The sequence below is a fragment of the Shewanella seohaensis genome (assembly GCF_023283775.1).
Taxonomy (GTDB): Bacteria; Pseudomonadota; Gammaproteobacteria; order Enterobacterales; family Shewanellaceae; genus Shewanella; species Shewanella seohaensis.
Genome location: NZ_JAKILE010000010.1, coordinates 35,941 through 61,982 on the forward strand (window position 1 = coordinate 35,941; position 26,042 = coordinate 61,982).

A 26,042-nucleotide genomic window follows, 5' to 3' on the forward strand; every position below is an offset into this window, starting at 1 on the left:
ATATGGATACCAGTATGGAATTTACCTTAGGCCTCTCCCAAGGCGTCGCTTGGCCTTGGCCGATTGCGGTGTATTTGTTCTTCGCGGGCATCTCGGGCGGGGCGCTAACCATTGCGCTGGCGCTGCGGTTTTACTTAGGTCAGGTTGAAAATACCGCCTTCTTAAAAGCGGCGACTCTACTGTCGTTTGTCACTATCAGTTTAGGGATGTTGTGTCTGGTGCTCGACCTGACTAACCCCTTATTCTTCTGGCGAATTTTGGTGTTCTACAACTTAAATTCTGTGATGTCGATTGGTGTGATTGCCCTGTCGGTGTATATCCCGTTAGTGGCTGTGGTCGCGCTATTCGCCCTCGAAAAAGAGCTGATGGCCATTCCCCAATTGCAGTTCCTCGGCCCCATCATCACTAAGCTGAAGGGCTTTAGACGCCCGATGGAAGCACTGGTGTTATTACTGGCGTTATCCGTCTGTGCTTACACCGGCTTCTTAATCTCCGCCTTGATCCGCTTCCCGCTGATCAACACCTCGGTATTGCCTGCGCTGTTTATTGCTTCGGGGCTTTCAGCGGGCGGCGCCTCGGCCAAAATGCTGGCGGTGTGGTTGTTTAAAGAACCTTTACACAGCGGCGAGATGAAGATCCTACACGGTGCCGAGTGGCCGATTATGTTCGCCGAAGCCCTGTTTATTTTTATGATCGCCACCGCGCTGTTAACTGGCAATGCTGGAGGCCAGTTTGCCTTTGCCGCCTTCCAAGAAGGGATCTGGGCAAGCGTATTCTGGATTGGTGTGGTCGGTATCGGTTTTGGTGCGCCGCTGCTCCTTAACTTCGCCACGGGTAAGCATTTTAGCCATTCGGCCAAAGCGTTTTATATGTCGGGCATGTGCGCGGTCGTGGGCATGATGTGCCTGCGACTCTTCATCCTGTTGGCGGGACAAAACTACGCGATTTAACCCAGAGCTAAGGCCAAGGGCCTGAGCTAAGAACCATTTTTGTATCAACCCTCGTCGCAAGAGGTCTGTCCCTGCAAGGTGCCTTGGCGAGGCGTTGATATTTTTCAAGGAATAACAGGATGAAAAAGTACTTAAGTTTGCTACTAGCCGCTCCTTTGTTATTGGGTTGCAATAAGAGTGAAGCCACTGATCATCAACATAAAGCCGAGATGATCCACGAGCATGACCGCTGCCATCTCTGCGGCATGGTGATCACTAAATACCCTGGACCTAAGGGGCAAGTGCATTTGAAGGCCGAGAAGATGGTGCCTAAGTTTTGCTCCAGCCGCGATATGTTTAACTTTGCCCTACAGCCTGAAAACAAAAGACAAATTGAGTACATGATGGTGCATGACGCCGCATCGACCGACTGGGAACAGCCAGACGATGGCGCCTTTATCGATGCCACCAGTGCGTTTTATGTCTACGGCACCAGTAAAAAAGCCGTGATGGGGCCTGCTGTAGCACCTTTTAGCACTAAAGCCGCCGCCGAGGCCTTTGCTCAAGAATACGGTGGCCGCGTGCTTCGATTCGATGAGATCAGCCTCGAATTACTGGCCGGCGATAAGTAGGCGATTGCTATGTGGCGCTGCTTGCTCCTCGGCTGGCTCTGTAGCTTCTCCCTCGTTGGGTTGGCGCAGGAGTTTAGGGTCACGGATACTGCGGCTCTAACCCAAGCCCTCGCGCGGGCGCAGGATGGCGACACTGTTGTGCTCGCCACCGCCGTTTACGAAGGCAATTTTAATGTCAGCCGCGCGATTCATCTTAAGGGCGAAGCGGGGGCAACCCTAGATGCTTTGCGTCAAGGTAGCGCCTTAACCATTGCAGCGCCCAAGGTGATAGTCGAAGGGCTGAATATCCGTCACTGGGGGCGAGATCTCTATTACCAGAATGCGGGGATCTTGCTGCAAGCGGGGGCTGACGAAGTGCTCATTAAGGGCAATCGGCTAGTGGGTGATGGCTTTGGTATCTATGGCGAGCAGCTGAGTGCGCCCCGCATTACGGAAAACTGCATCAGCGGCAATGGTGCCATTTATGTGTTGGATAGGGGGGACGGCGTCTTTCTCAAGCATGTGAGTGCGCCCCAAGTGCAAGATAACCATTTTATTTTTGTACGCGATGGCGTGTATCTCGAGTCGGTGACGGACAGCCAAATCCACCATAATCAATTCGCTAAGCTGCAATACGGCATCCATTACATGTACACCCGAGGCGATGAGGCCTCAAACAATCAAGCCATTAGCGTCGATGGCGGTTATGCCTTGATGAACTCGCAGCACATCTTTCTACACCACAACAAGGTCAGCCAAGCGCGGGACTTTGGCATTCTACTCAATATCACAAACGATGCCCATATTCAGGCGAATATCGCGACTGAGGTGGTCAATCCCCAAGGTTCGCTGGAGCTGGGTAACGAGGGCAAGGGTATTTTTATCTACGCCGCGCAGAATAATCGCATCGAGGCGAATGAGTTTAGCCATAGCGATACTGGGATCAGCATGGCTATGGGCGGCGAAGCAAATCGCCTCTGGCAAAATCGTATTTTAGCCAACCAAACCCAAGTCAAATACGTTGGCGAGGCACAACTCGAGTGGAGTTATCAGGGGCAGGGCAATTACTGGTCCGAATATCAGGGTTGGGACACTAATGGCGACGGCGTCGGGGATATCGCCCATCGGCCCAACGATAGCTTAGACAAACTCTTTTGGCTCTATCCCGAGGCGAAACTGCTGATGGAAAGCCCTGTGGTCTTGCTGCTGCGTTGGGTGGAGCGGCAGTTTCAGCCAACGGGTGCAAGTGGTGTGAGTGACAGCTTTCCCTTAATGGGATGGAAAACCGAGGAGATGGGCAATGAGCCATTTCAGCAATGATGCACAGCATAAACAGGCGCTGACCTTGATGACAAACGAGGCTTCATCCCAAGGGCAAGTGGCGATTAAGGCCATCGGGCTTTGCAAGCGTTATGCGACATTTGAGGCGCTCACGGATCTTCATTTTGAACTGCAAGCAGGCCAAACTTTAGCGCTACTCGGCCACAATGGTGCGGGTAAATCGACCCTGATTAAAATGATCTTAGGCCTTGTCTCCCCAAGCCATGGCGAGCTATTTGTGCAGGGACAACCTCTGCATACCAAGCGATCCAACGCCAACCTTTCATTAGGCTATTTGCCTGAAAATGTGAGCTTTTATGACAATATGACGGCGCAGGAGATCTTAAGCTATTTAGCCAAACTCAAGGGTGTTGCCCCCAAGCGTATATCCATTTTGCTGGAAGAATTTGGCCTGATGGCGGCCAAGGATAAACGCCTAAGCACCTTTTCCAAGGGCATGCGCCAACGTTTGGGATTAGCTCAGGCGGTATTGGCCGATCCTAAGGTGCTGTTGCTGGATGAACCGACTGTAGGCTTAGATCCCCTCGCATCGGCATTTTTATATCAGAAAATGGCGCAATTGAAGGCGCAGGGCTGCGCCATCATCATCAGTACCCACGAGTTAGGATTAGTGCAAGATCAAATGGATAGTGCGCTGATCTTAGGCCAAGGTCGGCTGCTCGCCGCAGGTGATTTATCGCAGCTTAGGGCAATCAGCGCGCTGCCAAGTCAGCTTGAGTTGCACCGCGTTTCGCCTTGGCAATATCAGCAGCTAATGGCTCTGCCACTGTTCGCCTCAATGCGGAATCACTCAAGCGCAAACAGCGTGTGCTTTAGTGTGCCCGATGCGCTTAAGCCCAAGGTTATCGAGCAATTACATCTCCTTAAAATCCATGAGTTTTCCATTGCGCCACCGAGCTTGCAGGATATTTTCCATCACTTTATGGCAGGGCTGAATCGCCCTAATTCATCAACCGTGCGCTCGGCGGTTGAAGAAGAGCAAGATCAAAGGGAGTTAGTGGCATGAGTCAGATAAGTATCGAGCAAGAAGCTGCCCAATATTGCCCTCCACGGGCGCTAACACTGATTCAAGCCGTTGCTGTGAAAGAGTTTAAGGACAATTTACGCAACCGTTGGCTAGGTTTGATGGCGGGTATCTTGTTGATTTTGTCCCTGTGCGTGAGCTTTATGGGCAGCGCCGTGTCGGGCACTGTAGTGCTGCTCGAGAGCGCACAAATCTTCTCGGGTTTAGTCACGCTGGCGGTGTTTATCTTGCCCTTGGGCGCGATTTTACTCAGCTACGACAGTTTTGTTGGCGAGCGTGAGTCGGGCACGCTATTGCTGCTACTCACCTATCCCTTGGCCCGTTGGCACTTGGTGTGTGGCAAGTTGCTCGGCCATGCCTATGTGATGATTGCAGCCTGTATGATGGGGTTTGGCGCGACGGCATTACTACTGCTTACCTTTGTTGACGAACACTTAAGACACGCCTTAATTATCGGGTTTATCCATTTGATTGGCAGCGGTATTTTGCTGTCGCTGGTGTTTGTGCTTTTGGGTTATTGCGTGAGTCTGTGTGTGCGCGAAAAGGCCAAAGCCCTAGGCATATTACTGCTACTGTGGTTTGTGCTGGTCTTGGTTTATGACTTAGTGCTACTCACGGCGCTGGTGAGTCTGGCGGAAGTGTTCAATCGCCAGCTATTTAACCTATTGATTTTAATTAATCCTACCGATCTTTTCCGTGCCTTGAACCTGCTCGCCAATCCCGCCGATACCCTGTCGGCGAAGAGTAGTCTGGCCCTGATTGCCCAAACGGGGATGGGGCCTGTGCTGATGTACGCCATGCTGGCGACTTGGATAGGGCTTTTAGGATTACTAGCCTGCTGGATTTTTGCGAGGCAAGAGGTTTAGTTTTTTCTGCATTAGTTTAAATTTATGCTTTATAAACAATGGGTAAACTGAGTATAGGGTCACAGTATTTTATGTTGTTAAGAAGTAAAATAAACCCTCTTGATTTAGTAGCTAGGAATCACGGTTGCTCTCGGGTGAGACTGAGTTTCACTGTGTTTGCCCGTTGTTAGCGCAATCATAGTCTATTGTGTTGGCTTAGTTTGGGCGCTTAACATGCATAAAATCACTTCATACCTAATGTTAGATGAACAGGCCAAAGAGCTTGTTGACCATGTTCATGGAACCCAGATCGGCCTGACTTTTTCAGAAACCGCCGTACTTGTATTGCTGTTATCTGCCCCGAACGCGATTTTTACCAAGGAAGAATTGCTGCAAGTCGGCTGGCCAGAACGTGTGGTCGCGCCTACCTCATTAACTCAGTGCATCAGTACCTTACGTAAAAAATTAGAGCCTTATACCGAAGTGCAGCTCAAAACAGTGGCGCGCCGCGGTTATCAGTTGCATGTGTCCGAACAGTCCCATGTGAAGATGTTGGCGATTAACGACGCCGATGCGATCCGCGATGCCATTGTCGGTGTCTCGGCGTGGACGAAACTGGCGGGCATCGTGATGCTGGGGTTAATCCTTATCTCTGTGTGGTACTGGAGCGATCACCATGCCGTGGTCAAACAGGTGGCAAAATGGAACGCCGATAAATATATCAGCCTCAATATTGGCGGTACCTTGGGCACGGCACAGGTGCTGTATATCGACGATGAAGAACATTTACATCCCTCGTGGTGGCAAAAACATTTAGCACCAGAAGGTAACCATATCAGCGGCTTGCCTTATTTCAGTGCCTTTGCCGCAACGGATGGTAAAAACTATTCGATGGCCATTTGCCCCTCGCTCGATGCCAAGGATTGTAACGGCAAGGGCATGATCAATATCACCTCGATTGATGCAACGCCGGCGGGCCTTAACATGGCCGAGTTTATCCCGCTGAGTAAGACGATGGAGGAGCGTATTCGCTACAACCGCATCGTGCTGCCGATTGATGACAAGGGGGCGGGGGAGCTGCTGGAGCATAACTACCACGCGGATATCTATTTCCCTGTGGCGGGCGAGCTGCTGGTGCGCACGGATCTCAGCATGTCGCTGGTGTACGAAGGGGAGAATCGGGGCAAGTTTTACTCCACCTCCTGCATTACCGATCAGGACTGTTTAACCACGCCGATTAAGTACACTATCCGTGGGGAGTTTGAGCAGTATCAAACGCAAATTGATGATCTGAATGTGGATGTATTCCATGTCAAAGTGTCGCAAAAGGAGCTCACCAAACCCGATGAGGTGAGTGGCTCTGCCATGCAGTTTTACCGCGCGATCCGTAAGCACGATATTCGCGATGAAGATCTGTTTTACTATCGGGTTTATCAAAATCAGGGCACGGCGGTGTGGATAGTCCCACAAATGGGGCAACTGCTGGCCTGGACTCAGTACACTCAAGTTAAGCTTTAATCACAAAACCATCTAAACAGCCGATAACCATCGGCTGTTTGGCTTTTTGCTAGCAGCATCTGTTTGCCAGAAGTGTCTCTTTGCAGAGATCGAGAGTGTATTAAAGACTTTGCATTAACTTTCTATCATAAAGCGTGAGTTTCTTTTACATCTCACCATATCGCCAGTTACACTGCCTCGCCATGCTGGAAAGCATTCGAATAGCCAAAATACCAAAAATACAAGAATAACAACGGAAGGAGTCTCATATGTCGGACCGCCTGATCCCCGCCATATTACTGTCGACGACAGTACTGACAGGGTTAACTGCCTGTGGTGATAACACCAAGGAAACCGCCGCTGTCGCTAGCGACAATGCAGCAAAAGTACAAACCAGCGCAGCGCCTGCTGCCAACAAAGCCGCCATGCCAATCGGCATTAACCTTGCGGCCATGTCGCCTAAGGTTAAACCCGGTGATGATTTTTATACCTATGCCAATGGCGAGTGGATGAAAACCACAGAGATCCCCGCCGATCGCTCAAGCACGGGTGCATTTCTAGTGGCTTTCCAAGAGACGGAAAAACATAAAACCAGCCTGATCGCCGACTTGGTCAAGGCTGAACACGCCGCTGGCAGCGATGATGCGCGCATTGCCGATTTCTACAAGGCTTACACTAACACTGCGGCAATCGATGCGGCGGGCATGAAGCCAATGGAAGCCGATTTAGCCAGCTATCAAGCCATTGCGGATAAACACGCCCTATCTGCGGCGCTCGGTGCTAACCTGCGTGCCGATGTGGACCCTCTCAATGCCACCGACTTTTTCACCGAAAACCTCTTCGGTATTTTCGTGACTCAAGGTCTGGCGACGCCGGGCGAAGTGCTGCCTTACCTACTGCAAGGCGGTTTAGGTTTACCCGAGCGCGAATATTATCTGTCGGACGACCCTAAAATGGTCGAGATCCGCACCGCTTACCGTGCCTATATCGAGACCCTGCTGACCGATGCGGGCATCAGCGATGCCGCTGCCCGTGCCGATCGCATTTTTGCCCTCGAACACAAGATTGCTAGCGCCCACGCCAGCCGTGAAGACAGTGAAGATTTCACTAAGGCATCGGGTGTGTGGAGCCGCGCTGACTTTGACGCTAAAGCCCCTGGCATCGACTGGACAGCATTTTTAGATGCCGCCCAGCTTGGCAAGCAAGACAGATTTGCCGCCTATCACGCTAGTGCTATTACTGGGCTGTCGGCGCTGGTGGCCTCTGAGCCGCTGGATGCGTGGAAAGACTGGTTGGTGTTCCATCATATCAACAGCCATGCCGATGTATTGCCTTCGGCTATCGATAACGCTTCTTTTGCCTTTAACGGCACTAAGCTATCGGGTACCCCTGAGCAGCGCAGCCGTGATAAACGCGCCTTGAGTGCCTTGGATGAATATCTAGGTGATGCCGTGGGCCGCGCCTATGCCGAGCATTATTTCCCTGCCTCGGCCAAGGCCGAAGTCAGCACTATGGTGGATAACATCGTCAGTGCCTTTGGTAAGCGAGTCGAAAAACTCGAGTGGATGGACCCTTCAACCAAGCAGGAAGCCTTAGCTAAGGTTGCGACCATCGCCGTGGGCGTAGGTTATCCCGATAAATGGCGTAATTACGATGCCTATGCCGTATCGCCAACTAATGCCTATGCCAATGCTATCAATGGTGAAAAGGTGGAATACGCCCATCAACTCGCCAAAATCGGCAAACCTATGGACAAGGGCGAGTGGTGGATGACGCCGCAAGTGGTTAACGCGGTTAACCTGCCAGTGCAAAATGCGCTTAACTTCCCTGCGGGGATTTTGCAGCCACCATTCTTCGATGCTAAGGCCGATGCCGCCTATAACTATGGCGCGATTGGCGCTGTGATTGGCCATGAGATCAGCCATAGCTTCGATAACAATGGTGCGGCGTTCGACTCGACTGGCGCTATGCGTAACTGGTGGACGCCAGCGGACTTTGCTCAGTTTGCTAAGCAGGGTGAGGCATTGGCGAAGCAGTTTGATAGCTATGCACCATTCCCGGATCTGCATGTCAACGGCAAGCTGACCTTAGGTGAAAACATTGCCGACGTGGCGGGCTTAGCGGCCGCGCTCGATGCCTACCATGCTTCGCTTAACGGCAAACCTGCGCCAGTTATCGATGGCTTTAGTGGCGATCAACGCTTCTTTATCGGCTTCGCGCAAACGTGGGCGACTAAGATGCGTGACGAAGCTTTGCGTGCCCGCGTGGCGACCGATGGCCATGCCCCTGGCATGTACCGTGCGCTGACCGTGCGTAACTTAGACGCTTGGTACACTGCGTTCGATGTGAAGCCCGGCGATAAGCTGTATTTAGCTCCAGAGGATCGCGTGAAGATCTGGTAAGCGTAAGTTGATAAAAAGGGAACCCTAGGGTTCCCTTTTTGTTAGCGATTTTGCAGTCGATTGTAGTCCAGCCAACCGCTCTCAATCGGATGACTGTCGAAAAAGGCTTGGTTGAGTTTGTCACTAAAGGCCCAGAAACGCGGATCGGTACGGCGCACTGCCGCTAAATCCAATAACGCTTCGTAGTCTTTTTCGGTTTGCATACCTTCGACCTTTGCCACAACTTTGGCTAAGTCCTGCTCCTTAATATGCCAGAAGGCTTCGGGGTAACTGCCCAAAAGCCCGCGTACTAGCGTGACATCATCCTTGGCGGGATCGCGGTTGCTTTCCTCATTGAATAGGCTCGAAATATTTCGATGGGCACTGTTACGTACTAAGGTAAAGATTTCCGCTTTGCCCGTTTTTTCAGGCTCAATCATAATCATCGTCAGCTCGGGCAAAAGGGTCGCTTGCGTGCCTTTAACTCTGCCTAGCGCCTGCAACAATGCCTTGCTGTTAGGTTGCAACTGACTGAGTGCGATTTGATAGCGTTGGGGCTGAACCTCGCCGACCTTAGCGGCCAATTTTTGATAGAGTTCGGCCTTAAGATCGTCCGTGTAGTAGAGCACACCTGTGGGTTGATTGAAGGTATTAATATCCCCCGCAATAAAGGCGGTTAGCTGGGTGCCCGCATCCTGATACCAGTCTTTAAACTGCTTACGGCGCTCCTCTTGGGGTAATAAGGTCAAGAAGTTAGACTCGCCCTCCATCCGTAAAAAATCCATATACAGGCGGGTGAGTAGCTGGTGGCCGTAGTTGCCATACACATCGAAACCCGCGACTAGGAGGTAGTGAATCCGCTCCAGCAGGGCATAGTCGATCACCCAAGCCGTCTTAGGAGATTCTCCCACTAACCCTTTGACCACAGTGGCATTATCGAAATGCCTAAATACCGTCAGGCTGGCATTATCATTACTGCCTTCTCCGTCCCATAAACCATCGATAGTAAGGTGGCGACCATTCTTAAACTTATGATTTAAAAACTGATTTCGCGCCCGCATATACTCGCCCTGTTTGGCGGCGTATTTCACCCAGGTCACGGCAAGGGCGGTGCTTTCTTCCTCGGCGGGCATACGTAGGTTCTCGATTTGGCCCTGATAGAAGTCGGTAAAGTCGCTGTCGTCCATATATTCTGGGGTGACAAAGTAAACCCAAAATCTATCGTTGATCACATTGAGGGCGACCTGACCACGGCAAACCGGCCCCTTGATAAAGCCCATAATAGTGTCTTGGGCGCGGGTAAGCATAAAGCGATAACGCGAGCCTGCGGGCAGTTGAATAAAGGCCTCGAAGGGATTGGCCGCCACGCTCGGTGCATAGCTTGGCAGCGAGCTGACTTGGTACTTGGCATCGATAAACCACTGCTGCCAGTTTTGCAGCACAGTGTTATTTAAGGCGTAGGGAATATGGGTCTTATCGACGATCGTGGCGTGATAGGGCTTAAAGCGGTAATACACCCGCGACACTTGTGGATCGTCGAAGGGGCGGCGACTGGCAATCAGATCAATCGGTTTGCCCGGCGGCGTGCGTGAGCGCACTAACTCGAAGTAAGCCGCAGGAGCATCGGCCGCGGTTAATGACTCAAAATACAGGTGGAAGGCAAATAAGTGCTCGTAAATATAACGGGCGCTCAGTTGCGCCTTGAGGCTGTCGGCGTTTAAGAACTGCTCCCAGCGGGCAATTTCTTGATTAAACTCGGCGCTGAGGGCTGGTGGCGTCGGCAACACTGCACCCTGTTCGAGCCATTGCATCAATACCTTATGTTCCTGCTGATTGAGCGCAGGCAAGCCGTAGGGCATGCCCGCAAGTGGTTGGTATTGCTCGTATTTGTCCATTTCCTCAATGCTGGCGCATTGCTGAACCCGATCGAGGCTAAAGTCGAAACTTTTATCGAGCAGTTTAGTGTCCGGCAGGGGATGGGCCTGTTTTAGCGTGAGCATCCGCGCCAGCACTGAGGCCTGTGTATTGGCCTGTGGGGTTTGGGTACGCTCATTGAGCACGGGATAAAAACCGCGTTCGCGCCATGCTTCAGGTGTGTAGGCATCGACAAATAACCGATTCGGTGTTGCCGCCACCAAGCGGGTGCCCTGATAGACTTTTTCCTTGTTCGCGCCCCGTTCAATGCCCTCACTGGAGGTCATTTTGAGTTGGCAGGGCGCATCGTAACAGGCATGGCAAACCACGCAGCGACTGTTGATGATAGGTTCAACAGCCGAATGATAAGCCTTTGTTTTTACTGTGAGTTCACTCTGGATTGACTGATTGTCGGCCCGCGTCTGCGGCGAGCTTTTACCATAAAGATTATCAAAATCCACTTGGGCGACGCTGGCACAACCCGTGACCGCTAACACTAGGGCCAATAGCCAACGTTTCCAGACCGCATTTATCGGATTCATATCCACTCCTTTGCCCGACTGATGAGCTTTATCCATGCCTAATCTGCAACACTCTAGCAGAATAGTCTGAACAAGTTGAATTTACGGCGTATTTTTATGTTTTTTCTAGAATTATCGCCGTCGCCAACAAAATCTTAAATGTTTAATTTGTGTTTTGCTCAGGTTACATAATGGTACGCATTTTTTTGCGGAGTTTTGTTATATCTAGTAGCGCACCTCTGTGCGTAAAAAAATAACTATATAATTCTGAAGGAAATGCTATGAACAATCAGCAGTTCAAACGTACCGCTATCGCGAGCCTGACTGCGCTCTATGTTAGCGGTGCTTGTACGTTTGCATTGGCCGACCCTGGAATGGAGAAGGTTGCAGGGAGCAGTTTTTATACTCCTACTTTCACCGCCGAAGATGTCTTAAAAGTGACCAATGAGCGCAAGGCTGAGTTAAGTGGTGACATTTATGTCGGTACACCCGGACAGCTAAACCGCGTTAAAAAAGCCCGTTCTCCACAAGAGATTTTCCAGCCTGAAGCCAATTCACAGGGCGTGCAGACCTACATAGTGCAGTTAGAGGCCGAACCTCTGGCGACCTACGAGGGTGATATCCCTGGGTTCGCCGCGACTAAGGCGCCGGTTAACCGTTCTATCATCGCTAAGGGTCGTGTCAGCGTAAACACGGCGGCGGCTCAGTCCTATAAGAGTTTCTTGTTAGGCAAACAGGACAACTTTGTTTCGCGCGTACGTCAGGCGGGCGTTAACCTGAAAATCAACAAGCAATTCACTATTGCCAGCAACGCTTTAGTCGTTGAGATGACGCAGGAAGATGCGATTCGTATGTCGCATCAGGCTGGGGTGAAGCGTATTTCCCCTAACCGTATTTTTGAACTGCGCACCGACCGCGGCCCAGAGTTCATTGGTGCCGACCAAATGTGGCAAGGTACTGCAACGCAAGGCGGTTTGCCCGTGAAGGGTGAAGGCATGGTCGTCGGTATTATCGATACCGGTATCAACACCGACCATGTCGCCTTTGCCGATGATGAAGAATATGCACGCTTAAACCCATACAAAGGTCAGGCGATCGGCGATTGTGGCGCCTTTCCTGAGTTGTGTAACAACAAGTTAGTGGGCCTGCATTCTTACCCTGAAATCACCGATGTGTATGCCGCCCCTGAGTTCCAAACTTCTAGTGGCGCGAAAAAGCGTATTCGCCCTGCCAACGCAGAGGACTACGCTGGCCATGGCTCTCACACGGCGAGTACCGTTGCGGGTAACACTTTAAAAGATACACCACTGCAAGGTTTTACCGGCGATAAGGTCAGTGATGGCGTGGATGTACCTTTCACCTTCCCTCAGACCAGTGGTGTCGCCCCACGCGCGCACATTATTGCCTACCAAGTGTGCTGGCCAGGCACCAGTGGCGACCCTTATGCGGGCTGCCCTGAATCAGCCATTTTATCGGCATTTGAAGATGCGATTGCCGATGGTGTCGATGCGATTAACTTCTCTATCGGTGGCGCCGAAAACATGCCTTGGGGTGACCCAATGGAGCTGGCTTTCCTATCTGCCCGCGAAGCGGGGATTTCGGTGGCCGCTGCGGCGGGTAACAGCGGTGCCTATTGGACGGCTGACCACTCATCACCTTGGGTTACCACAGTCGGTGCAACCACCCATGACCGTAAGCTGAAGGCGGGTATTAAGAGCCTCACAGGCTTCGAAGGCACGGGTAAACCAACGGCGGCGATTCAAGGGACCAGCTTCTCTGGTGCGATTACCGGTGAAGTTGTGTTGGCGGAGAAATATGCCGATCCTAACACCAAAGATAGCTACACGGCGGCAAGCTGTAACGTGCCTTTCCCTGCGGGCACCTTTACATCGGATCAAATCGTCGTTTGTGAGCGTGGTGATATTGCCCGTATCGAAAAAGCGAAAAACGTGGCTGCAGGCGGCGCCGGTGGCGTGATCCTGCAAAATATGAGCTCTTCGGTGGATAACCTCGAAGCGGATGTGTACGTGATCCCGGGGATCCAGGTGAAGTATGCCGACCGCTTTAAGATCCGTAACTGGGTACTGAAAAATCCAGGTACGGCGCGAGCGACCATTACCGACTTTACTAACGAGTACAGTTTCGATGCGTCTGCGGGTAACAACCTAGCGACATTCAGCTCCTTAGGCCCAAGCAAAACCAACAACACCTTAGTGCCAGATTTAACGGCGCCGGGTGTGGATATCTACGCGGCCAACGCCGACGATCAGCCGTTTACCAATAATCCGAGTGCGTCTGACTGGACCTTTATGAGCGGTACCTCAATGGCCGCGCCGCACGTTACTGGGGCTATGACGCTGCTGACTCAGTTACACCCAGATTGGACACCTGCTGAAATCCAGTCTGCACTCATGCTGACCGCAGGTCCTGTGGTATTGAATACTGGTTATGAGCTCATCGAACCTTACTACAACTTTATGGCGGGTGCGGGCGCGATCAACGTGGCGCGCGCAGCGGATACGGGGTTAGTGATGGATGAAACCATCGAAAACTACCGGAATGCCGATCCGACCAATGGCGGTGTAGTGAACTGGTTGAACTTGCCTTCTATGGTGGAAATGGAATGTGAGAAAACCTGTAGCTGGATGCGTACCGTTAAGGCGACCCGCGATGGCACTTGGACAGTCGAAGGTATCGGCAAGGAAGAAGGTTTTGAGGTATCTGTATCGCCAGCGTCCTTCAGCCTTAAGGCGGGTGAGTCGCAAAGCATTATTATCACTGCGAAAACACCAAATCTTATCGAACATAAGATTGAGCCTGAAGATGCTTCGGCGCCTTGGAGCGAAGTGATCAATCAGAACACTTTCTTCAATGGCCAAGTGTTGTTAAAAGAAATCAATGGCAGCTCACCGGAAGTGCATATGCCTGTGGTGGTGGCGAGCGTTGCCGATCAGTTACCTGTCGCGCACCGCTTTGAAATCTCTCGCGATCAAGGCACAGAGTCTTTGATGGTGAACACGGATTCATACAGCCAGCTGACACCACGTTTCTATGGGCCTGTGAAGCCAGAGATCGCCTCCAACAAGTTAACGGCTGTGAGCGCTATCTTAAGCAAAGCGAACATAGATAAGGGGTGGGATATTCGCCCTGTTGTTGTGCCTGAAGGCACTAAACGCTTCGTGGTAGAAGTTCAAAAGGCAGAGCTTATCTCGACGCAGGAAAACTTGAACCCACGCTATACCGAGATGCACCCCTTTATCATGGTGGGTCTGGATAAGAACGGCAGTAATACCTTCGTACCAGAGGGCGATAACCCAACGAGTTCTGCGATTCGCGCGGAATATATCGATGAGTTGGTGTGTATTTCAACCAGTCAGTCTGAGCATAACTACTGTAGCTTTGAGAGCCCAACCCCTGGGACTTACTGGGTGGCTACTGCCATGGCCTACGGCTCTGGTCAAGGTGACGTCGCCATCGAAACGGGCTATGCCCTAGTGATGGAAAACGATGATAAGGGCTACTTGAGCATGTCAGGCCCTGCATCCCACGACGGTAATGGTAACTATGAGATTGGCCTTCACTGGAACATTCCTGAAACCAAAGCTGGCGATGTTTACTACGGTGGTTTCGACCTTGGCAATATGCCAGGTGCCGAAGGCACATTAGGCTTTACCGCGCTGGATATTCGTCGTGCCGACGATGCGGTAACTTGGTCTGTGAGCCAAGACAAGGCCCGTAGCATGGATGTCATCGACGTTAAGCTCAACATTGCGCCTAACTTAGAGACACAGGATCGTAACTACAAGTTCGAGATGAAGCTGCCAGAAGGTATGCGTCTCGCGACAGGAACGATCAAAACCAATAACGATGATGTGACCAAAGCGATCGTTGCCGATGAGCACAACCTAACCCTGAGTGGTTTACAGTTGTCGACACGCAACGTTGGACGTGAGTACAAGGTCAGCACCAGCTTAACCGATAAGATGTGCCATACACCGCTGATCGATGAATATTCGAAAGGCGGCTATATCGACCTGTGGGGTGAGTTCCGCATCCAGCCTAACGCAGACTGGTTTGTCGGTGACTTTAACAACGCATTCGATGTGCCTATCAATTGGCTGTTCTACAAACAAAACGCCAAGTTTGAAGTCTACAACCAACCTAACGCGGGCTACATGCGTATGCATACCGTGGGGGCGTTGCAGTTCAACACAGGTTATTGGTACATGTCACAACACCGTGGTCCAGGATTCTTGAACGAAGCCTTGGCACCATTCTGGCGTGGCACTTTCACCAGCAAGTATCGTCGCGATCCTTCTGAGCCATGGGGTTTAACCATTGCAACTCAGTATGCTGAAGAGCGTCCAGATCTGGGCGATCTACTGTTCCTCGAGTTCGACAATGTCACCGACAGTAAAACGGGTGAAGAGTTTGACTTTGAAACCATTTTACGCAGTGGTATCGACGATCGTCCTGGCCAATACGAAATCATTTACGCCTATAGCAACTTAGGTGCAAATGTGGCGAAAGGCGCGGTATTTGTGGAAGGGTTTGACTCTCCATGGTCAAGAACCGTAGGTCCAAAAAATGGCAACCTCTACGAAGTCTTAGGTTTCGATGACTTAGACGAAAAACTGCAAAACGATCTGGTGGTCTGTTATGACTATGTGGGCCCTGAGCAGAGCCGTATGGAAGTCAGCTTTAAAGTGGCTGTTCAACCGGAAGCTACGGGCAAGACGCTGAATGTTGAGCTGAACTACGACCTAGAAGGCGCAGCACCTACCACGTTAGTGCATACAGTGAATGTGAATGGCAATATCAAGTTAGCGCCAATTGCTAACCAAGTCGTTGCCGAAAACACCCGTCTCGAAGGACTGAGTGTATCCTATGTGGATGCGAACAAGGTTCCGAACACGGTTGAAGTCACGGGTGAACACATTAGTGCCGAGATCAAGGGTAGTCAGTTTACCCTGATCCCAGAAACGAACTTCCACGGTGACACCTTAGTCACAGTGACTGTGCGTGATAACGAAATCAGCTCCGATGCCGCCAGCACTAGCTTTATGCTGACGGTAGAGTCTGATGGTGTTGAACCTACGCCAGTCACCCCAGTGACTCCTGAGACCCCAGAGCCAGAATCTAGCTCTGGCGGTGCCTTAGGATGGAGCTTACTCAGCTTGCTTTCTATGGCATTTATTCGCCGTGCTAAAAAAGCCACTCGTGCTTAATTAGCTTCATTCTCCAGTCAAAAAGAGGGACGCATGTCCCTCTTTTTATTGGGTTAATATCTTCCTGTTATTCGACCTGTTCACGGGTTAAGATGAATGACATGCGTGAATGCTAAGCTTTACTGGGCACAAATCGATAAGGGAAGAAGATGACTACAGAACGCTATTTTTACGAGCCGAGCAAGGGACATGGACTATCGCACGACCCCTTAAATGCGATTGTCGCCCCCAGACCTATAGGCTGGATCTCCTCGCGCAGTGCCCAGGGGCAACGCAATCTCGCGCCCTATAGTTTTTTCAATTGTTTCAACTACAAACCACCGATCATTGGCTTTGCCAGCACGGGCTGGAAGGACAGTGTCGCCAATATCGTCGACACCGGCGAGTTCGTCTGGAACCTCACCACCCGCAGCCTTGCTGAGAAAATGAATCAAACATCCGCCATGCTGCCCCGCGGGGAGGATGAGTTTGCCTTTGCCGGACTCACCCCAAAGGCGGGCACTATCGTCCAAGCCGAGTTGGTGGCCGAAAGCCCGGTAAACTTTGAATGTAAGCTGTCTCAATGTATTCAATTAACTGCCGCCAATGGGGATAAGATTGATACTTGGCTCGTCTTAGGTGAAGTTGTTGCCGTGCATATCGCCAAGCATTTGCTCAATAGTGAAGGTGTGTATCAAACCGCCCTCGCCGAACCCGTGCTGCGCGCTGGCGGCCCATCCGCCTACTATGGGATCTCCGAAGATCTGCGTTTCGATCTACATAGACCACAAGTGTAGGTGGTGGTACTCAAACTTCGTTTGAGTTTTTAATTCAAAGTCAAAGTCAAAGTCGTGGGGCTTCACCCCTTGATTTTTTATAAAGAGTCGACCAAAAGGGGAAAAGCGCCTGTTCCCCTTTTGGAAATCCCCCGACGTCCCTAGCGAAGTTACATGCATTGGTTAGTGGTCTCATACTCCAATAAAAATTGCCTAACGGCTCAGATGGGACATCCATGTCTCACCGAGCCTGCGCCATCATCCCTGATGTCGCCACGGCCCAGCTCAAACAACTAAGAGCTATCTACGTATTTCGACAACTTCGCAGGGGAGGCGAACTCCATTATTTTTGGAGTTGTTAGTTAGCCCGAAAAGCCAGAAGAATTGCGGGCGTCTCCATTCTTACTTTTATCTGTTGGACAACCTTAATAATTAAGGCACACAGCAGGTGGCAGTGGTGTGTCCTCTTTTGCGATTAACGTTGGGAATTGGTTGATGATTTGAGTGTATGACTCAGGGAACTTCAAACGTATCAATGACATTAAACGTTGATGATGAGGGTAGACCTTGGGTTCAAGTACCATTAGTAAGGATAAGTACTCCAATAGATGCTCAGGGTTAAATTCGTAATGGCTAGTCTCCAATAACAGATACAGTGGATCTCGTCCGCTTTCCCTATGTGGATAGCTAATATGCTGATTAACCAGATAATTTAGCAGTGGAAGATCGCGATTCACTATCGCAATGTCGAGCCAACTTTTACCCGTATAATCTAGCTTATCGATATCCAAACCTTCGGTCATAAGGGAAATCGTTTTGGAATTTGCCATGCGATACAAGGCATCGTAGTCGAATGTTTCTTGACGTAATTTGCTGAGTTGTAACTCAGTGAAATACTTGGGGTTATAACCTAATAGTTGATAGAAAAATTCACGATTTACATTCTCTTCTAACTGCGCGTCCTCAACCATTTTAATGGCTTCATTGATGTTATTCTGAGCCGCAAGCTTGTATATAGCGCTGTCTAAGTTGTGATCGCCACTTTGCCGTCTAGAAAGAGGTTGCCATTGTTGATAGTTAAAGCAATCAGCTAATGCTGGATCAATTTGATGGAGATGGGTGGCTGTGACCTCTTTGCCCTCTTTGGTTAGTTTATCGATAAAGTAAGAAAGACTACGTGGCTGCCATTGAGAATCTATTTTGTGAACGAATGACTGGCAATCTGCAACTGCTTCAGGTGTAGGACTGTTTGCATCTAGTTGTGCAAAATTGGCGTTAAGTTCTTTTAATAAAGGGGAGTTAGGATTAAAAGTTAATACTTTTTTAGGGAGTATATCTGTGAGTGTGAGGCCATACATTTGCTGTAAATTTGTTATTTGTTGTGCATCGAAGCTATAAATATGGCGAGGAAAGAAACCCACGGCTTTTTGATCTGACTGAATGCTAAAGTTGGCAGTGCTATTTAGTCCGTGAAGCGCTTTAATTATTTTGACTTGTCGTACAATTAAGTCATCTTCTAATGGAATATTCATTTGGAAATAGTAATCCAGACGAGCAAGGGCATAATCCATGGTTGTGCCTAGGTATGCATCATCACTGAGAACACTGTTCTTTTCTAGCAGAGCGGTTACGATTTGATCCCTGCCATAGTAGGCTGCGGTATCGATAAGATGTAGAGTTTCATTCTCTTGGATTCCGAATCCTATAATCTCATCTGTGTTATCAATTTTTTCAATGGCTTGTGACAATAATTGCTGGCTAAGTGAATCTTGTTTAATCAACCAATCAACATCATCGATGCTGAGCTTCGTTTCTTTAATGAGTGCTAGTGCGTCAGCTTGAGTGAGTGTGGCAATATTTTCTATTTGAGATTGAGGTATGCTTCTCTCGATTCGTACAGACGAGGGGAGATCAGGCACTAAAGCCTTTACTTGTTCAGCTAAACTTTGATTCTGCTGATTAAGTTTTGAGTCTTTTTTGAGCTGCTTTGCCCGCCAATTAGCCGCGAAATTAGAATTTAAAAAGTGATCTATAGCCAATGTAATCTCATCGATAGAATACCCTTTGTCTAACCATTGATCCCATTCTTGTTTTCTAGCCCAATTCCAACGTGTTTCTTTTTCCGATGTGATAAGTTGCTGACAACTATAGTAGTTGTTAGGAGCCTTCAGTTTTTTGTGGGCGACTTCTTTCTCAAGTGTTGCGGATGAAGACGAGGTTGAGGGCTGGGCTGTTTTTATCTTGTCATTGGAATGCGATGAGCTGTTAGAGTTTTTTTGGGTAAACCAAAATAGCGCGGCAATACAGGCGAGTAAAGCGACAAGGTACTTCTTCATTTTGTTTCAATCCTTAAAACGAGCATAGAATTATAATGATGTTTTATAAGGGGATAATATCACCGGAGTTCGTCGTAATATGACATTTTATTTAGTCAGCGATGGTTAACATCATTTGATGTGTGGTTGTAAAAAATAGAATGAAGATTTGGTAAGGGATGGAGAGATTAAGCATTGGCATGAAAGTGACCGTTGGCGGCATGGATGCCGCCGTCGAGCATACATGGATGTACTCGCTGCGTGTCACTGGAATGACAGTGCTTAATCCTTACAGTTAATCAAGTTGCGCTAAAAAACAAAACCCCAGTAAAAACTGGGGGTTATTGTTTGAGCCTATGTTGGCAAAGGTTACTCAGCCAAACTCACACATCAACGCGTTATTTGATAAACGCGAAGGCATCGCCGTAGAGATGGGCTTCATCGACACCCATTTCGCGGAAGATTTCGCGGGCGGCGCCAACCATATCGAAACGACCTGCGATATAAATGTCATAGCCGTTTAGGCTGACAAAATCTTGCTTGATTTGCGCGAGCAGGTTAGCGGTTTTACCCTGCCAGTTAGCTGGAGCTTCTTCCACAACGGGCACAAAGTGTAACCAAGGGTGAGCGTCGTGCCATTGGCGGGCGATGCTTTCGTAGTACATCGCATCTTGGGTACGGCAACCCCAGTAGAGGGTGGTTTCGACCTGTTGGTCGAGGGCGATTTGTTGCTCGACAATACTCTTAATGTACGAGAAGCCAGTGCCACCGGCGATCAATAGACGTGGGCGCTGGCTGTCGTGGCGTAAGTGGGCTTCGCCGCCGGGAGCTTCGATGTCGATATGCGTGCTATTACGCAATTTTTCAACCACTTGCATTGGATAGCTTTCGCTAACGGCCGCGCCAATATGAAGCTCAATCACTTCGGCATTGGGGGCGGACGCGATAGAGAAGGGACGTTTATCTTTTTCACCCATCACAACACACAGGTATTGTCCCGCTTGAAACTCAAAGGGGGTGTCGGGCTTTAACCACACCTGATACACGGCGTCGTTAAAGGGGGTTACTTTCTCTATCTTACAACGTATGGTTTTCATCAAACTTCCTTTGCACCTTTCATCATTTGTTGTCGTTAGGTGTCACATTAAGGCCGCTGGCGGCCTATTCTCTTGGCTTAAGTGGGTACGAGAGTCGTGCTTAAGCTGAATTATAGGGTTGGGCTGTCGTCTATGCCTAACTCATCCCAGATTGAGTCGATCTTTTGCTTAACCTTAGGATCCATCACGATCGGTGTGCCCCATTCACGGTTAGTTTCGCCTTCCCACTTATTAGTCGCATCGAGGCCCATTTTGGAGCCGAGGCCCGCTACGGGGGAGGCAAAGTCGAGGTAATCGATAGGCGTGTTATCGATCATCACGGTATCGCGCTTAGGGTCCATACGGGTGGTAATGGCCCAAATCACATCGTTCCAGTCGCGGCAATTCACATCGTCGTCGACCACCACAATAAACTTGGTATACATAAATTGGCGCAGGAAGGACCATGCGCCCATCATTACCCGTTTCGCATGGCCGGGGTATTGTTTACGAATCGAGATCACCGCCATCCGATAGGAGCAACCTTCGGGCGGCAGGTAAAAATCAATAATTTCAGGATATTGCTTACGCAAAATCGGCACAAACACTTCGTTGAGTGCCACACCTAACATGGCGGGTTCATCCGGTGGACGGCCTGTGTAGGTGCTGTGGTAAATCGGATCCTTACGGTGGGTAATATGGGTCACGGTAAAGACAGGGAATTTATCCGTCTCGTTGTAGTAACCCGTGTGGTCGCCGTAGGGGCCTTCTTCGGCCATTTCGTCGGGATCGATATAGCCTTCGAGGATGATCTCGCTGCTGGCAGGCACTTCTAAATCACAGCTTAATGCCTTGCAGACTTCGGTGCGCTCGCCGCGCAGCAATCCTGCAAAGGCGTATTCGCTCATGGCATCGGGCACTGGGGTGACCGCGCCTAAAATGGTCACAGGATCAGAGCCTAAGGCTACCACCACTGGGTAACGTTCGCCGGGGAATTGCTCTTTAAAATCGGCAAAGTCGAGGGCGCCACCACGGTGGGACAGCCAGCGCATAATGAGTTTATTCTTGCCGAGCAGCTGCTGACGGTAGATCCCAAGGTTTTGGCGACTCTTACGCGGACCTTTGGTAATGGTTAAACCCCAAGTGACCAAAGGTGCGACATCGCCCGGCCAGCAATGCTGAATCGGCAACTGAGTTAAATCGACTTCATCGCCCGTTTTTACCACTTGCTGACAGGCGGGATTACGCACCGTTTTAGGCGGCATATTCAAGGCTTGCTTAAACATGGGGATTTTTGAAATCGCGTCTTTAAAGCCGCGTGGTGGCTCGGGTTCTTTTAAAAACGCCAGCAGCTCACCCACATCTCGCAGCGCGAGCGGGTCTTCTTTACCCAGCGCCATGGCGACGCGTTTTGGGGTACCAAAGAGGTTGGCCAGCACTGGCATTGAATGATTCGTTGGATTTTCGAATAGGAGTGCAGGGCCTTTGGCGCGTAGAACGCGATCGGCGATCTCTGTCATTTCTAAATGAGGATCAACGGGGTAGCTAATGCGTTTGAGTTCGCCATTGGCTTCCAGATGATCAATAAAGCTGCGTAAATCCTTAAAACTCATGTGGAAATAGCCTCTGCAGTGGAAATCCGTGTGGCGCGCACTATAGCATTTTTCTGTTTTAGGGTTAACCTATTCAGTGATCTTCCAGCTTTGGAAGCGTAAAATGCTTGTCCTAGGTCGATGTTTATTTGACCAGCGCCCGGTATTTCGAGGTTTATATGACACTCTCTCCATGCCTTGTTAAAGATAAATATCTTCAACTTCAATCAGTTTGCTTACCTAAGTCGGCTGAGCCTTGGCATAAACCAAGCTTTGCCTTGTCCTTACTGGGCGCCTTACTGATTTGCAGTTTAGCCGTGCCGAATCTGGCGGCGGCGCGCGATCGCGGCAATGATCGCCATAGCGAGAGTCATGGTCGCCACGATAATCACTACAATAATCACCATAAACATGGGGATAGCCATCGCCATTATCGTCCTTATTATCCGTGGGGATTGGGCCTAGGTGTCGGCTTAGCGACGGGTTGGGGCACGGGTTGGAATCTCGGCTATGGTTGGAACAATAACGGTTGGAACGATTGGGGCTGGAATGGCTCGCGTTATTGGAATTCACCCTATTCGGGCATAGGCTTGTCTATTCCTATGGCCTATGATGATACGCCAGTGGCGGTTTCGCCCCCTGTGCGAGTCACAACGAGTATGCAATATTCGCCGAGCGAAGGCCGTATGGTGTCGAATATGCCAACGAATAGTGCGACTGTGATATCACAGACAGGTGCATCGACGGCTAGGGCATCATCAGCCTCGGCGGAGCAAATTGCCAATGTGCCCCGTGCACGGGCGGCGCGCAGTGTGTCGAGCCTGCCGAGCAATGCCAGAATAGTGCAACAGGATGGCCGTACCTTATATGAGTGGCAAGGTACGCTTTACGCCTTCGATTGGAATAGCCAAACCTATCAAGAACAGTTAGTGAAGTAATATTGTTTTAGGCCTTATCGACGGGAGCCCCGAGTGGGCTCCTATTTTTTTCTTAGCCAGTTGTCGTTTTATAGAATCGCGGAGAAATCGTTTGCAAGCAGTTCAACCCCAGACTCAGGCTCAAAGCAGCGCGCTTTGGGTGTTACTCGCCTTGGCATTAGGCACCTTTGCCTTAGGCACCACAGAATTTGCCGCTATGACCTTAGTGCCTTATATCGCCAGCGATTTAAGTGTTGATGTCGCCCATGTGAGTTATGCCATCAGTGCCTATGCCCTTGGGGTGGTGGTGGGCTCGCCGATTATTATGGTGCTGGGGGTGAGGATTAAGCGGCGCACGCTGTTAATCGCCTTGGCCGCCATGATGGCGGTTGCCAATGGCTTAAGCGCCCTAGCACCCAGCTTGAATTGGTTAGTCTTTTTCCGCTTTTTAAGTGGCTTGCCCCATGGGGCTTACTTTGGGGTGGCTATGTTACTGGCGGCGTCATTAGTGCCTCCCGAGATGAAGGCTCGAGCGGTTTCTCGGGTGATTATCGGCTTAACCTTAGCCACTATCGTTGGTGTGCCCTTCGCGACTTGGATGGGACAAACCGTCGGTTGGCGCTCTGGTATCGGCATAGTGGCGATTATTGCCGCCGTGACTGCCGTGATGCTGTATTTTCTCGCGCCGAATGTCGCCGTACCGCAAAATGCCAGCCCGAAAAAAGAGCTGCAAACCCTGAAGAACCGTGAAGTTTGGCTCACGCTCGGCATTGCGGCTATCGGTTTTGGCGGGATTTTCTGTGTGTATACCTATCTGGCCGAGACGCTGATCCAAGTCACTCAGGTCGAGCCCTTTAAAATCCCGGTGATGATGGCGGTCTTTGGGATTGGCGCCACCTTGGGCACCTTAGTCTGTGGCTGGGCGGCGGATAAGTCGGCGCTGGCGGCGGCATTTTGGTCGCTGGTGTTAAGCACCTTAGTGTTGGCACTGTATCCGAGTTTGACGGGATCTTATTGGGCATTAATGCCGATTGTATTCTTTGTAGGTTCGGGGATTGGTCTGGCAACCATAGTACAGGCGCGATTAATGGATGTGGCCCCGGATGGGCAGGCCATGACGGGCGCTTTAGTACAATGTGCCTTTAACCTTGCCAATGCGATTGGCCCTTGGGTTGGCAGCTTAGTGATCTTATCAGGCCAAGGCATCGCCGCGACTGGCTATGCCGCAGCGCTGTTATCCCTCGGTGGTTTAGTTATGTGGTGGTTAACCCATAGGGAGAGTCGCCGCGCTGACAATCTTTGTACTGCAAACTGCATTGATTAAGCTGACCATGACGGCGCAGATCTATATCTGCGCCGCCTTTAAGTAAACTTCTTAACCTCTTTGTATGGTGATATCGGCGATATAACCATGTTCAGTGGCGAGCAGTGCTTGTTTTAGCATGCCTGCGGCCTCATCGGCGGACATAAAGCTTGAGGTATCTAGACTCTTACCACTGCTTGGCCAAAAGCCGGTATCCATACCGCCGGGATAAACCGCAATCAACTTCATTGGACTTTGCTTGAGCTCCAAACGTACCGATTCGATAAAGCCCCGCACCGCCCACTTGGCGGCGCAGTAGGTCGATTCACCCGCTTTGGCGGCGAGGGCGGCGGTGGACATAACGATCACCACCTTAACCGCTTGCTGCTTATAGCGTTTCACCAATTCACGTACCAGCAGAATCGTCGAAGTAACATTGTTATTTAGCAGTGCTTGGATTTCACTCGTGCCTTGGGTTTCCAGTGCGCCAAAGTAACCACTGCCAGCGCAGTGGATAACCGTGTTGGGAGTATCGGTGAGGCCATCGAATAGCGCTTCGACACTCGCTTCGTCTGCTAAATTGGCACTGATGGCGCTAATGCTTTGATTCGAAAATGGGCTGAGGGCATTAGCCACAGTATGAAGACGGTTGGCATCGCGTCCCGTCAGTGTAAGTGCTTGGTTATCCTTGGCATATAGGGCGGCTAATGCTGCGCCTAAGCCACTGCTTGCGCCAGTAATCAGTATCATCTTTACCTCTAAATTCTATTTCGAAGTCTAGGTTTCGATAAGAGTGAACAGCGGCTGGTCGAAGGCGACCTCGTCTCCGTCTTTCACCCAAATAGCGCCGACTATACCGTCACGCTCGGCCTCGATGGGATTTTGCATTCGCATGGCTTCGATAATGCAAAGCGTGTCGCCGCGGGCCACACTTTGACCCACACGCACCAAGGGCACTTCGGTTTGGCCTTGCGAAGCATGGAAGGTGCCGACCATGGGCGATAGCTGCACAAAACCTTCAATCACAGGCAGGGCGTCACGGGCTTTGGCTGGCTTTGGCGTGAGTGCAGAAGAGGGCGCAGGATTGTGCGCGCCTTCAGGTGCGCTTGTGGGATGCGGGCCGTAGCGGGTGATGCGAATAGACTCTTCCCCTTCGGTAATCGCCAGTTCTGCAATCCCAGATTCCTGCACTAATTCAATCAGTTTTTTGATCTTTCGAAGGTCAACCGCCATGGCTTGTGGCTCCCTGTACTCACGCTAATCGCGTTTATGCCTTCAATCTCTTAATCGCCGCCGCAAGGGCAAACTCATAGCCTTGGGCGCCGAAACCACAAATTACCCCAATGGCCTTATCGGACAAATAGGAGTGGTGGCGGAAGGGCTCGCGGGCATGGACATTGGATAAATGCACTTCAAAGAAGGGAATATCTACCCCAAGCAGTGCGTCACGCAGGGCCACACTGGTGTGGGTAAAGGCTGCGGGGTTGATAATGATCATCTGCGCATCGGTGGCATGGATAGCGTTGATCAGTTCAAATTCGGCATTCGATTGAATATGCTCAAGTTCAACACCTGCTGCTTGAGCTTGTTCACTCAAAATGGCAACGATATCGGCTAAGGTTTGATGACCGTAAACACTGGGCTCACGGCGGCCAAGGAGGTTTAAATTGGGGCCATTGATGAGCAGAACTTTATGATTCATTACGCTTTCCTTTTACGACATGCCTTAACGGGTTGAATGCCATTAACTTAACCTGTTCGGGCGGATTTTGCATTATGAATGTCACCGCGCT

General features: G+C 50.5%; 18 protein-coding genes. 11 read left to right on the forward strand and 7 right to left on the reverse strand.

The features are described 5' to 3' along the window. Positions 1-2 precede the first annotated feature (2 nt). The 7 genes from nrfD to L2713_RS12780 all read left to right on the forward strand — a co-directional run bounded on the left by nrfD (position 3) and on the right by L2713_RS12780 (position 8,649). Entirely contained in the window at positions 3-950 is a 948-nt protein-coding gene (nrfD, locus tag L2713_RS12750; RefSeq protein WP_011621295.1) for an NrfD/PsrC family molybdoenzyme membrane anchor subunit, read from the forward strand. A gap of 119 nt (positions 951-1,069) precedes the next feature. After that, positions 1,070-1,561: a nitrous oxide reductase accessory protein NosL gene (locus L2713_RS12755; protein WP_248968154.1), complete on the forward strand. Its 492-nt coding sequence runs from the start codon at positions 1,070-1,072 to the stop codon at positions 1,559-1,561. A gap of 9 nt (positions 1,562-1,570) precedes the next feature. Then, positions 1,571-2,860, forward strand: a complete 1,290-nt coding sequence (gene nosD, locus L2713_RS12760) for a nitrous oxide reductase family maturation protein NosD (RefSeq protein WP_248968155.1) — start codon at positions 1,571-1,573, stop codon at positions 2,858-2,860. Beyond that, on the forward strand, positions 2,841-3,887 hold the full coding sequence (locus tag L2713_RS12765) for an ABC transporter ATP-binding protein (protein ID WP_248968156.1): 1,047 nt from the start codon (positions 2,841-2,843) through the stop codon (positions 3,885-3,887). The genes nosD and L2713_RS12765 overlap by 20 nt, the downstream gene beginning before the upstream one ends. Next, positions 3,884-4,771 (forward strand): ABC transporter permease, encoded by an 888-nt coding sequence (locus L2713_RS12770; protein ID WP_248968157.1) that lies wholly within the window; start codon positions 3,884-3,886, stop codon positions 4,769-4,771. Before L2713_RS12765 ends, L2713_RS12770 begins: the two co-directional genes overlap by 4 nt. A 213-nt stretch (positions 4,772-4,984) precedes the next feature. Continuing rightward, complete coding sequence (locus L2713_RS12775) at positions 4,985-6,268, forward strand: winged helix-turn-helix domain-containing protein (protein ID WP_248968158.1); 1,284 nt, start codon at positions 4,985-4,987, stop codon at positions 6,266-6,268. A gap of 248 nt (positions 6,269-6,516) precedes the next feature. After that, positions 6,517-8,649: a M13 family metallopeptidase gene (locus tag L2713_RS12780; RefSeq protein ID WP_248968159.1), complete on the forward strand. Its 2,133-nt coding sequence runs from the start codon at positions 6,517-6,519 to the stop codon at positions 8,647-8,649. Positions 8,650-8,690: 41 nt separating this feature from the next. On the opposite strand, the gene L2713_RS12785 is transcribed toward L2713_RS12780, so the two are convergent. Further along, on the reverse strand, positions 8,691-11,084 hold the full coding sequence (locus L2713_RS12785) for a fatty acid cis/trans isomerase (protein ID WP_248968160.1): 2,394 nt from the start codon (positions 11,082-11,084) through the stop codon (positions 8,691-8,693). Positions 11,085-11,344: 260 nt separating this feature from the next. On the opposite strand from L2713_RS12785, the gene L2713_RS12790 reads away from it, so the two are divergent. Together L2713_RS12790 and L2713_RS12795 are read left to right on the forward strand one after the other, a co-directional pair. Beyond that, the gene (locus tag L2713_RS12790; RefSeq protein WP_248968161.1) at positions 11,345-16,291 is read left to right on the forward strand and encodes a S8 family serine peptidase; all 4,947 of its coding nucleotides are present in this window, start codon (positions 11,345-11,347) and stop codon (positions 16,289-16,291) included. A 149-nt stretch (positions 16,292-16,440) separates the two neighbouring features. Continuing rightward, positions 16,441-17,067, forward strand: coding sequence for a flavin reductase family protein (locus tag L2713_RS12795; protein WP_011621304.1), 627 nt, complete (start codon positions 16,441-16,443; stop codon positions 17,065-17,067). A gap of 404 nt (positions 17,068-17,471) precedes the next feature. On the opposite strand, the gene L2713_RS12800 is transcribed toward L2713_RS12795, so the two are convergent. From L2713_RS12800 to ubiD, 3 genes are all read right to left on the reverse strand, one after another. Beyond that, positions 17,472-19,382, reverse strand: a complete 1,911-nt coding sequence (locus L2713_RS12800; protein WP_248968162.1) for a hypothetical protein — start codon at positions 19,380-19,382, stop codon at positions 17,472-17,474. A gap of 377 nt (positions 19,383-19,759) precedes the next feature. Then, positions 19,760-20,458 carry an NAD(P)H-flavin reductase gene (gene fre / locus L2713_RS12805; RefSeq protein WP_248968163.1) on the reverse strand — a complete coding sequence of 233 codons (699 nt, stop codon included), beginning with the start codon at positions 20,456-20,458 and terminating at the stop codon, positions 19,760-19,762. Positions 20,459-20,568: 110 nt separating this feature from the next. Further along, positions 20,569-22,050 carry a 4-hydroxy-3-polyprenylbenzoate decarboxylase gene (gene ubiD, locus L2713_RS12810; protein WP_011627318.1) on the reverse strand — a complete coding sequence of 494 codons (1,482 nt, stop codon included), beginning with the start codon at positions 22,048-22,050 and terminating at the stop codon, positions 20,569-20,571. A gap of 158 nt (positions 22,051-22,208) precedes the next feature. On the opposite strand from ubiD, the gene L2713_RS12815 reads away from it, so the two are divergent. Together L2713_RS12815 and L2713_RS12820 are read left to right on the forward strand one after the other, a co-directional pair. After that, a complete protein-coding gene (locus L2713_RS12815) occupies positions 22,209-22,967 on the forward strand; it encodes a hypothetical protein (protein ID WP_248968164.1) in 759 nt (252 codons plus the stop codon). 91 nt (positions 22,968-23,058) lie between these two features. Further along, complete coding sequence (locus L2713_RS12820; protein WP_240520042.1) at positions 23,059-24,270, forward strand: MFS transporter; 1,212 nt, start codon at positions 23,059-23,061, stop codon at positions 24,268-24,270. A gap of 51 nt (positions 24,271-24,321) precedes the next feature. Here L2713_RS12820 and L2713_RS12825 read toward each other — a convergent pair whose 3' ends face one another. From L2713_RS12825 to aroQ, 3 genes are read right to left on the reverse strand one after another with little or no spacing between them, the layout of a single operon-like run. Next, positions 24,322-24,999: an SDR family NAD(P)-dependent oxidoreductase gene (locus L2713_RS12825; protein ID WP_248968165.1), complete on the reverse strand. Its 678-nt coding sequence runs from the start codon at positions 24,997-24,999 to the stop codon at positions 24,322-24,324. A 27-nt stretch (positions 25,000-25,026) separates the two neighbouring features. Further along, a complete protein-coding gene (gene accB / locus L2713_RS12830) occupies positions 25,027-25,482 on the reverse strand; it encodes an acetyl-CoA carboxylase biotin carboxyl carrier protein (protein WP_248968166.1) in 456 nt (151 codons plus the stop codon). Positions 25,483-25,516: 34 nt separating this feature from the next. Next, positions 25,517-25,951: a type II 3-dehydroquinate dehydratase gene (gene aroQ, locus L2713_RS12835; protein ID WP_037428701.1), complete on the reverse strand. Its 435-nt coding sequence runs from the start codon at positions 25,949-25,951 to the stop codon at positions 25,517-25,519. Positions 25,952-26,042 lie beyond the last annotated feature (91 nt).

Coding starts and splice junctions, on each gene's coding strand:
- L2713_RS12770 (WP_248968157.1), top strand. CDS start 3,884: ATGAGTCAGATAAGTATCGAGCAAGAAGCTGCCCAATATTGCCCTCCA.
- nosD (WP_248968155.1), top strand. CDS start 1,571: ATGTGGCGCTGCTTGCTCCTCGGCTGGCTCTGTAGCTTCTCCCTCGTT.
- L2713_RS12790 (WP_248968161.1), top strand. CDS start 11,345: ATGAACAATCAGCAGTTCAAACGTACCGCTATCGCGAGCCTGACTGCG.
- fre (WP_248968163.1), bottom strand. CDS start 20,458: ATGAAAACCATACGTTGTAAGATAGAGAAAGTAACCCCCTTTAACGAC.
- L2713_RS12780 (WP_248968159.1), top strand. CDS start 6,517: ATGTCGGACCGCCTGATCCCCGCCATATTACTGTCGACGACAGTACTG.
- L2713_RS12825 (WP_248968165.1), bottom strand. CDS start 24,999: ATGATACTGATTACTGGCGCAAGCAGTGGCTTAGGCGCAGCATTAGCC.
- L2713_RS12795 (WP_011621304.1), top strand. CDS start 16,441: ATGACTACAGAACGCTATTTTTACGAGCCGAGCAAGGGACATGGACTA.
- nrfD (WP_011621295.1), top strand. CDS start 3: ATGGATACCAGTATGGAATTTACCTTAGGCCTCTCCCAAGGCGTCGCT.
- L2713_RS12755 (WP_248968154.1), top strand. CDS start 1,070: ATGAAAAAGTACTTAAGTTTGCTACTAGCCGCTCCTTTGTTATTGGGT.
- L2713_RS12800 (WP_248968162.1), bottom strand. CDS start 19,382: ATGAAGAAGTACCTTGTCGCTTTACTCGCCTGTATTGCCGCGCTATTT.
- L2713_RS12815 (WP_248968164.1), top strand. CDS start 22,209: ATGACACTCTCTCCATGCCTTGTTAAAGATAAATATCTTCAACTTCAA.
- L2713_RS12765 (WP_248968156.1), top strand. CDS start 2,841: ATGAGCCATTTCAGCAATGATGCACAGCATAAACAGGCGCTGACCTTG.
- accB (WP_248968166.1), bottom strand. CDS start 25,482: ATGGCGGTTGACCTTCGAAAGATCAAAAAACTGATTGAATTAGTGCAG.
- aroQ (WP_037428701.1), bottom strand. CDS start 25,951: ATGAATCATAAAGTTCTGCTCATCAATGGCCCCAATTTAAACCTCCTT.
- L2713_RS12785 (WP_248968160.1), bottom strand. CDS start 11,084: ATGAATCCGATAAATGCGGTCTGGAAACGTTGGCTATTGGCCCTAGTG.
- L2713_RS12775 (WP_248968158.1), top strand. CDS start 4,985: ATGCATAAAATCACTTCATACCTAATGTTAGATGAACAGGCCAAAGAG.
- ubiD (WP_011627318.1), bottom strand. CDS start 22,050: ATGAGTTTTAAGGATTTACGCAGCTTTATTGATCATCTGGAAGCCAAT.